Origin of the sequence: Sinomonas sp. G460-2 (assembly GCF_047759905.1) — a bacterium.
Lineage (GTDB): Bacteria > Actinomycetota > Actinomycetes > Actinomycetales > Micrococcaceae > Sinomonas.
The window spans coordinates 1-7,977 of the sequence record NZ_JBKZWT010000166.1 but is presented as its reverse complement, the minus strand read 5'-3'; the positions used below and the strand labels follow the sequence as shown (position 1 = coordinate 7,977).

General features: G+C 71.2%; 8 protein-coding genes. 4 read left to right on the top strand and 4 right to left on the bottom strand.

What is annotated here, in order from left to right:
* Nucleotides 1-229 precede the first annotated feature (229 nt).
* Complete coding sequence (locus ACLN58_RS14445; RefSeq protein ID WP_415855958.1) at nucleotides 230-1,894, top strand: phosphodiester glycosidase family protein; 1,665 nt, start codon at nucleotides 230-232, stop codon at nucleotides 1,892-1,894.
* A gap of 18 nt (nucleotides 1,895-1,912) precedes the next feature.
* Here ACLN58_RS14445 and ACLN58_RS14440 read toward each other — a convergent pair whose 3' ends face one another.
* A complete protein-coding gene (locus ACLN58_RS14440; RefSeq protein WP_415855957.1) occupies nucleotides 1,913-3,784 on the bottom strand; it encodes a glycoside hydrolase family 2 protein in 1,872 nt (623 codons plus the stop codon).
* A gap of 262 nt (nucleotides 3,785-4,046) precedes the next feature.
* On the opposite strand from ACLN58_RS14440, the gene ACLN58_RS14435 reads away from it, so the two are divergent.
* A complete protein-coding gene (locus tag ACLN58_RS14435; RefSeq protein ID WP_415855956.1) occupies nucleotides 4,047-4,421 on the top strand; it encodes a hypothetical protein in 375 nt (124 codons plus the stop codon).
* On the opposite strand, the gene ACLN58_RS14430 is transcribed toward ACLN58_RS14435, so the two are convergent.
* Nucleotides 4,418-4,849 carry a chromate resistance protein ChrB domain-containing protein gene (locus tag ACLN58_RS14430; RefSeq protein ID WP_415855955.1) on the bottom strand — a complete coding sequence of 144 codons (432 nt, stop codon included), beginning with the start codon at nucleotides 4,847-4,849 and terminating at the stop codon, nucleotides 4,418-4,420. The genes ACLN58_RS14435 and ACLN58_RS14430 overlap by 4 nt on opposite strands.
* Nucleotides 4,846-5,382, bottom strand: coding sequence for a Chromate resistance protein ChrB (locus ACLN58_RS14425; RefSeq protein ID WP_415855954.1), 537 nt, complete (start codon nucleotides 5,380-5,382; stop codon nucleotides 4,846-4,848). The genes ACLN58_RS14430 and ACLN58_RS14425 overlap by 4 nt, the downstream gene beginning before the upstream one ends.
* A gap of 102 nt (nucleotides 5,383-5,484) precedes the next feature.
* Between ACLN58_RS14425 and ACLN58_RS14420 the strand changes: the two genes are divergently transcribed.
* Both ACLN58_RS14420 and chrA read left to right on the top strand, forming a co-directional pair.
* Entirely contained in the window at nucleotides 5,485-5,817 is a 333-nt protein-coding gene (locus tag ACLN58_RS14420; protein ID WP_415855953.1) for a hypothetical protein, read from the top strand.
* A gap of 10 nt (nucleotides 5,818-5,827) precedes the next feature.
* Nucleotides 5,828-7,093, top strand: coding sequence for a chromate efflux transporter (chrA, locus tag ACLN58_RS14415; RefSeq protein ID WP_415855952.1), 1,266 nt, complete (start codon nucleotides 5,828-5,830; stop codon nucleotides 7,091-7,093).
* Nucleotides 7,094-7,107: 14 nt separating this feature from the next.
* Here the strand turns inward: chrA and ACLN58_RS14410 are convergent.
* Nucleotides 7,108-7,977: ATP-binding protein (locus tag ACLN58_RS14410; RefSeq protein WP_415855951.1), on the bottom strand; the 870-nt coding region annotated here is incomplete at its 5' end.

The window sequence follows — 7,977 nt, the reverse complement described above, 5'->3', positions numbered from 1 at the left end:
GGCGGCCTCGCCTTCAAGGAGGCGTACGCCGCCTGGATCGAAGCAGAGGACGAGCCGAGTCTCGTCGAGCTGGCCCGGGACGCGCTCGACCGTCTCCGGGCAACTGCCGCGCGACTCGCCTGAACGGGTCGTCCCGAGCCGCCGCGCGAAGGTGAACGGCGCGAGAAGCTTGGGCCAAGGGTCTCCCAACCGCACGCCCAGACAGCGATTCGCTTCCTAGCCTTGGACGGTGCCCTCACCCAGAACGCGTAGAAGACTCCTGTCCACCGGCCTCGCGGTCGCCTTGTCCTCGGCCCTCCTCGGCCCGGCCGGACCCACGCACGCGAGCGAGACCCCGGCTCCGTCCGTCCCGGCGGCGCACCTCAACCTCGGTGCTGCGGATCTCCCCGAGAGCCGGACCGAGAAGACTCTCGCGCCGGGCGTCACCTTGACCACGATCCACCGCGGCGGGACGGACAGCTCGCTGTTCTGGACGGCCGAAGTCGCCATCCCGTCCGACTCCCCGGATCCGGACGCGCCGTCGTCGGCCCTTTCCAGCCAGGCGAGCGCCCAGAATGTGGCGGCCAAGCTCAAAGCCGCGGGCCTCGATACCCGCGTCGAGCAGGTGGTCTCCCCGCAGCTCGCGGACGCGGGTGGCCCCCTCGGCTATCGGGTCCGCGCCGGGCACTTCTCGGCGCAGGCGGACGGCGCCGGCACGGTCGCGCGGATCAAGGCGGCGGGCTACTCGTCGTCGGTCATCTACACGGGCTGGGACGGCGATGCCGGAACCAGCTCCCAGGCGCGCGGACCGTGGAACCTCGACGTCATCACGATCGACCCGGAGCAGTACGAGGGCGAGCTCACGGCCTCGTTCGGCCCGGACCTCGAGAAGCCCGAGACCACGAGCCAGCTCGCGGCTGCCCAGAACGCCGTCGCTGGAGTCAACGCGGGCTTCTTCGTCTTCGACCCGGCGGCGGGCGCCCCGGGCGACCCCGCCGGTGTGGGCGTCTACGGCGGGAAGACGCTGCGCGAGCCGGTCGGTGACCGCCCCGGCCTCATCCTGAACGGCGCGAACAACCGCGCGAGCATCCAGCGGCTCACGTGGAGCGGATCGGTCTCCGGCGCGGGCGGGACGCTGGGCCTCGAGGGCATCAACCGTAACCCCGGGCTCATCCGGAACTGCGGCGAGAAGGGGGATCTGCCCACCGAGCTCCCGCTGCAGGACGTCACCTGCACCAAGGCCAGCGAGCTGGTGGCCTTCACCCCGGAGTTCGGGGCCAAGACCCCGGCTGGCGCGGGCCTCGAGGTCACGCTGGACAGCCACGACGCCGTCACCTCCGTCGCGGAGTCCCGCGGAACCGCGGTTCCCGTGGGCGGCCACACGATCCAGGCCACGGGCGACGACGTCGCGCAGCTTCGGGCGCTCGCGCACGTGGGCGAGAAGCTGCGGGTCGACGCCCATGTTGTGGGGCAGGACGGGCGCCAGCTGACGACGACGAAGCACACGAGCGTGGTCAACGGCGGTCCGCTCTTGGTCAAGGATGGCCAGGAGGACGTGACCGTCCGGCGGGACGGCATGGTCCGCCCGAACGACAACAACAGCTTCTACTACGGCTGGGTTCACAAGCGGAACCCGCGGACGTTCGCGGGCACCGACGCTCAGGGCCGCACGATCCTCGTCACCGCCGACGGCCGCTCGACGAACTCGCTCGGGCTGAGCCTCAAGGAGGAGGCCGACGTCGCCACGTCGCTCGGCATGGTTCAGGCGATGAACCTCGACGGTGGAGGCTCGACGACGGCGGTCGCGGGCGGCGCGGTGGTCAACACGCCGTCCGGCAAGGCCGAGAGGCCCGTTGGCGATGCGGTCCTCGTGCTGCCGACGCGGAGCGACTCGGAGGACTCCAACCGGGACTGATTCCCGGCGGAAGCCTGGTCAGGCCCCGGTGACGGCCGCGCGGATCTGCTCGATGGGCATCTTCGGCACGCGGTCCTCGGTGAGGAGCCCGTTGGTCTCCTGCAGCGTGTCGGTCAGCTGCGTGTAGCAGCTCCCGGCGAGGAATGAGCTCGAGCGGATCGCGTTGTACAGGCTCGTGATGCGCTCGAGCCATTCGTCGCCGTTGGCTGCCGCGGTGTAGCCCCAGCCGTCGTCGCGCCCGGGACCCACTTGGTAGTCGATCCCGCCGAACTCCGTCAGCATGATGGGCTGGCCGTGATCCTGCGCCCCGCCAACGAGGATCCGCCGGCCCGCCGGCCCCGTGCCGGCGAGCAGCCGCGCCCGCGCGTCGTCGTCGGCGTACGTGCGTGCCAGGACGGCGCCGTCGCCCTCGTAGTCGTGGACGCTGAGGATGTCCGAATTCTGGTGCTCCCAGCCGTCGTTGGAGATGACGGGGCGCGACGGGTCGAGCGCGCGCGTGACGTCCGCGAGCGCGCGGGAGTACGCCTGCTGCGCGGCGGAATGTGCCACGTGCTGGAGCCCCCAGCTTTCGTTCGCTGGCACCCAGGTCACGATGCTGGGGTGCGAGGCGTCGCGTTCGACGGCGTCCATCCACTCCCGCATGAGCCGCTGGACCGCTGTCGGGGAGAATTCGTAGGCGCCCGGTGCCTCGCCCCAGACCAGAAGGCCGAGGCGATCCGCCCAGAACAGGAACCGCGGGTCCTCGATCTTCTGGTGGATCCTCGTCGCGTTGAATCCGAGGGCCTTGATGAGCTCGACCTCCCGACGCAGCGCGTCCCGGCTCGGCGCCGCGAGGTGCGACTGCGGCCAGTAGCCCTGGTTCAGGACGCTGCGCACATCGTAGGGGCGGTCGTTGAGGAGGAAGGACCCGCGGTCGACGGCGGCCGTGCGGAGCCCGAGGTAGCTCGCCACGGCGTCGACTTCCGTTCCGTCGCCGTCGGTGAGGGTGATCTGGGCGTCGATGAGGCGGGGATGCTCGGGGCTCCACACGAGCTCGCTCTCCGCCTGGCCGTTGATCTGGCGGGTGAGGGGCACGGTGATATCCACTCGGCGTGAGGTGACCTCGACGCACGCGGTTCCGAGGTCCTCGCCGCGATCCTCCCACCGCAGCTTGACGCGAGCCACCGCCTTGGCGGGGACCACGCCGTCGAGCTGCAGCGTCGCCGTGACGGACGCCGGGCCATTCTGCGTCCAGCGCAGCCGCGCGATGTGGGCCTCGGGCACGGCCTCGAGCCATACGGTCTGCCAGATGCCGGTGGTCCGCTGGTACCAGATCGCGTGCGGGGACTCGTGCCAGTCCTGCTTGCCGCGGGGCTGGGAGGTGTCGTGGGGATCGTCCTCGGCGCGCACCACCACGGTGTGCTGCCGGCCGGCGCCTTCCCCGCCGACGAGGTGGGAGATGTCGAAGGAGAAGGGCGTGTGCCCGCCCTCGTGCTCCCCGACGAACTGGCCGTCGAGCCATACGCGGGCGCGGTAGTCCACCGCTCCGAAGTGGAGCAGGATGCGCGGCCGGGCGTCGCCGTGGCCCGCGGCGGCGAGCTCCTCTGGCCCGATCTCGCGCGAATACCAGACCACGGGGTGGAATCCCGGCTCAGCGATGCCGGAGGCGGTTGATTCGGGAGGGAAGGGGACCTCGATCTGGGGACCGCGGCTGAAGCCGCAGGGCCACCCCGCCGCGGTGCCGGCGCCGTCGTCGTCCTGGCGGAAGGACCAGGGCCCGTCGAGATCGCACCACTCGGCGCGGAGCATCTGCGGCCGCGGATAGCTGCCGTCCTGGCGCGATGCGGTCGGGAGGGCGGCCTCCCGGAGGGGCGTTGTCGTCTCGACGGACTCGAAGTCGATTTCCACCATCACCATGATCCTTTGCGGGGGGAGCGGGGTTGGTCGCGGCGCACGGGGCCGGAAGGGCCATTCTAACGTTGAAATGCGTCGCCGTACCCACGCTATATCCGGACTGCAAATCCGTACTGCGTCCCGCGAAGTCACGCAGTCGCTCGGCGCGGGCTCGCCCCAACGGCGGCGATGGTCCGCAGCTGGCTCCCGGCCCTGCGGACCGGGGTCGGGGTCCGTCAGGGCCTAGAGTGGTGGGCGGGCACTTGGAAGGAGCCGCGGCGTGGAGATTCCGGACCAATGGGCAGCGGCCGTCCGCTCTGCCGGATTCGGCTCCCTCAGCGCGCTGGCCAACGAGGCGAGGATGTCCACGAGGCACGTCGTGTCGGTGGTCTGCGGCGCGGCCACCCCTGATGCCGACGCGCGGAAGAACCTCGCGGCGGCGTTGCGCCTCAGCCCGGACGAGCTAGAGGACCTCATCGGCGCGGGCGCGGGGGATGCCGGTCAAGGTGATCCCGCACACGAGGCCGTGCGAGACGCGGAGGGGCAGCACACCCCATTCGTCCTGCCGGAGGGCTCGGAGCGGCTTTCGCCGAGGCAGCGCGCGGTCGTCACGGAACTGGTTCTGACGTTCCTCGAAGCGGACCCGGCGCGTTAGGCCGGTTCGCGGCCCAGGATGAGGCCGCGCTTGAAGTACTCGTAGAGGCCGTCGAAGATCGGGGCGGTGGCGGCGAGGACGGCGTCGTCGTCGAGCGTAATCGACAGGCCGCGGATGATGACGTCCAGTCCGGGTGCCGCGGGAGCGTCGAAGCGGTCGTCTTCGATGTCTGCTTCGTGGACGAGCTCGGCGATCGCGGACAGGACGGGGTCGTGGACCTCGAATCGCTGCAGGATCGTCTCGAAGCTGCAGTATGGTCCGTGGTGCCCGAGGTCCACGCCGGGCATGTCGAACGGGGTCGCGTCGGTCGGGACGCCCGCTGGGTCATCGACATACGCGAACTCGGCGTTGGGGTCGATCGCGCGCCGGATAAGCCACGCGCACGCGGCGCGATCGACGTGCACACCGGATCGGGTGGCCCACTTCATTGGCTCGCCTCCTCGCGGACCGGCGTGGCGGGCCCGAGCGGGTGCTCGGCGGGAGTGCCCTGGGCGGGCTTGAGGAGCGCCTTGACCATGGCCCGAGCGGCGTCGCGTTCGGCGGGCGGGAAATAGTCACGGCGGGCGATCTTGCGGAGGAAGCCTTGGAGGCGCTTGGCCGCGCGGGTGCGAGAAGGCTCAGTGAGGTTTTCGGCATCGGCGGCGTCGCGAATCAGTGCGATGTACTCTTCCCGGCGCTCGTGCTGCATCGAGGCCACGATTTCGCGCTCCTTCGTGGGGCTTGTGGGCTTGGCGACCCACACGGTGGCGGTTCCGCCGTTCGCGATGACCTCCGCCGCAATCCACTCGAGGTGCTCTTTGGTGCGGGCGTCCGCGGGCAGGCCGACGAGTCCGTCGCTGAGCTGGGCCGCGCCCAGCGACTGGAGCCGCCGCCACACTGCGACCCGGGGGCTGGACGGCACCCGGGGCATGCGGTAGTTCAGCAGCACCCAGTCATCGGGGCCGATGGGGATTCGGTTCACCCGTCCATCTTAGGTGTGTAACCATGGTTGCGATAATGTTGGCGCGGTCGTTGGAGGGCATCGGCGCGTCCGGTGTCCAGCCCAGTCTCTCAGGAGCCCCGAATGTTCTCACCCCTGTCCATCGTCCTCGCCGGTGTGATCTCCGGGGCGGTGGTCGCCGGGTTGGCCCGGCTCTCCGGCTGGCGCGGGCGGTCCCTCGCGTTTGCGGCCGTGGCCACCGTCGTGGCGGTGGTGACCTGGCGGCTGCTGGGGAACGTGCTCATGCTGAACGAGGACTTCATGCCGGCGGTGAGCGTGGCCGACGTCGGGTCCCTGATCGCCGGAGGGCTAGCCGTGGCGCTCGTGGCCGCGTGGGGCAGGCCCGAGCGTCGGGAGGCCATCGTCATCGCAGGCGGCGCCGTCGCGACGTTCGTCGTCAACGTCGTTGTCCTCTGAGCCGGTGCGAATGACCAGCGGCGCCGACGGCCACAGCCCCGAAACCGGAACACCCTCCGACGGCGCGGATGGACAGGTCCCGTTCCGCAAGATCCTGCTCTACTTCCTGCGCCTGGGCGTCACCGGCTTCGGCGGCCCGATCGCCACCGTGGGCTACATGCAGCGCGACCTCGTCGAGCAGCGCGGGTGGATCGACCGCCAAGCCTTCCTCGACGGCGTCGCCCTCGGCCAGGCGATGCCCGGGCCCCTCGCCGCGCAGGTGGCCATGTGGATCGGCTACCTCCGGCGCGGGTCCTGGGGCGCCATCGCCGTCGCCGCGGCGTTCATCGGCCCCTCGTTCCTCATGGTCGTGGCCGCCGGGGCCCTGTACTCCGCGTACTCCGGAACCGGCATCGTCCAAGCCCTCTTCTACGGCATCGCCCCCGCCGTCATGGCCATCATCCTCATCGCCGCCTACAAGCTCCTCAAGCTCACCGACCGCCGCGACTGGCGGCTCTGGGCGATCAGTGCGGTCGTCTTCACCGTCACCGCACTCACCGGTTCCGAGCCCATCCCCCTGATCCTCGGAGCGGGTCTGGTCATCCTCTTCCTCGACGCCCCACCGACTTGGGGCCGACGCAAGAAGAAGCCGACCCGTGGCGGGGCGGACACCGAGCCCCCTGCACCGCCCGCAGCGAAGGCCCACGCCCTGCTGCCCGCCTTCCTCGGCGCGCCGATGTCGGCCGTCGGAGCCGGCGGCGCCGCGGCCCTGCTGCCGCTGGGGCTCTTCTTCCTCCAGACCGGAGCGCTCGTGTTCGGCTCCGGGCTTGCGATCGTGCCGCTGCTGCGAGACGGTGTCGTGGACCAGCATCACTGGCTCGACCAGGCCCAGTTCCTCGACGCCGTCGCGATGGGCCTGATCACCCCGGGGCCGGTCGTGATCACCGCGGGCTTCATCGGCTACCTCACCGCCGGGCTCCCGGGCGCCATCGTGGCCACCGTGGGGATTTTCACCCCGATCTATCTCGCCGTCGTGCTCCTGGGCCGATGGTTCGTCCGACACCGCGACAACCGGCGAGTCAAGGCCTTCGTCGCAGGGGCCACCGCGGCCGCGGCCGGCGCGCTCTCGGGTGCCGTCGTCGTCCTCACACGGCAGGCCGTCACTGACTGGGCCACCGCGGCCATCGGCCTCGTCACCCTCGGGCTGCTGTGGCGGTTCAAGATCGGCGAACCCTGGATCGTCCTTGCCACCGGGATCCTCGGCCTGGTCCTCCGGCTCGGCCTCCACCTTGGCTGAGAGCCGCTGACGGTCTAGGGGAAGGCTTGGGCCGCGGGCAGGGTCAGGGTGAGCACGGCTCCGCCGTCGGGATGGTTCGCGGCGGTGGCTGTCCCATTGTTCCGCTCGGCCAGGGCGGCCGCGATCCCGAGCCCGAGGCCGGCACCGTCGCGGGAGCGGGCAGGGTCGGCCTTGGCGAACCGGTCGAACGCCCGGGGCAGGAATTCCTCCTCGAAGCCCGGCCCGTGGTCGCGGACCTCGATCACCGTCACCGGTCCGGGCGATGCCGGGACGGGCCGGGCGTGGATGGCCACTGGGGTGGCGCCGTGCCGGAGGGCGTTCTCGACGAGGTTCCCGACCGCGCGGTCGAGGTCGCTCCTGCTGGCCAGGACGCTCAAGCCGGGCGGGCAGTCCAAGACCACGCCTTCCCCGCCGGTGTGGGATCGGTACCGGTCGGCCACGGCGTCGAGTACCGGCAGGAGCTCGGTCGCCTCCGGAGTCGGCTCCGTGGGCCGGTCAGCGCTCGAGAGCAGGAGCAGGTCTTCGGCCAGGCGGGAGAGCCTCCCGGTCTCCTCGAGAGCCGAGCTCAGCGCATCGGAGAGCTCCTCGGCGCTGCGCGGGCGGCGTAGGGCGAGCTCGAGCTCGGTGGTAAGAAGGCTCAGGGGGGTGCGCAGGTCGTGGCTGGCGTCGGCGACGAAGCGGCGTTCTCGCTGCAGGGACTCGCGCAGGCTTGCGAGGAGGGCGTTGAACGTCCGGCCCAGCCGGGAGATCTCGTCCTCGGCGGCCGGGACCGGGAGCAGGCCGTCCGCCTCTCCGGCGGTGATGGCAGCGGCCCGGGCCCGCATCCGCTCGACCGGGCGCAGGAGCCCGGCGGCCAGCAGATAGGCACCAAGGGCCGCGGCGGT

Bases quoted from the DNA above. Each gene is read 5' to 3' on its own strand.
- ACLN58_RS14420 (WP_415855953.1), top strand. From the start codon at position 5,485: ATGTTCTCACCCCTGTCCATCGTCCTCGCCGGTGTGATCTCCGGGGCG.
- ACLN58_RS14430 (WP_415855955.1), bottom strand. From the start codon at position 4,849: ATGAAGTGGGCCACCCGATCCGGTGTGCACGTCGATCGCGCCGCGTGC.
- ACLN58_RS14440 (WP_415855957.1), bottom strand. From the start codon at position 3,784: ATGGTGGAAATCGACTTCGAGTCCGTCGAGACGACAACGCCCCTCCGG.
- chrA (WP_415855952.1), top strand. From the start codon at position 5,828: ATGACCAGCGGCGCCGACGGCCACAGCCCCGAAACCGGAACACCCTCC.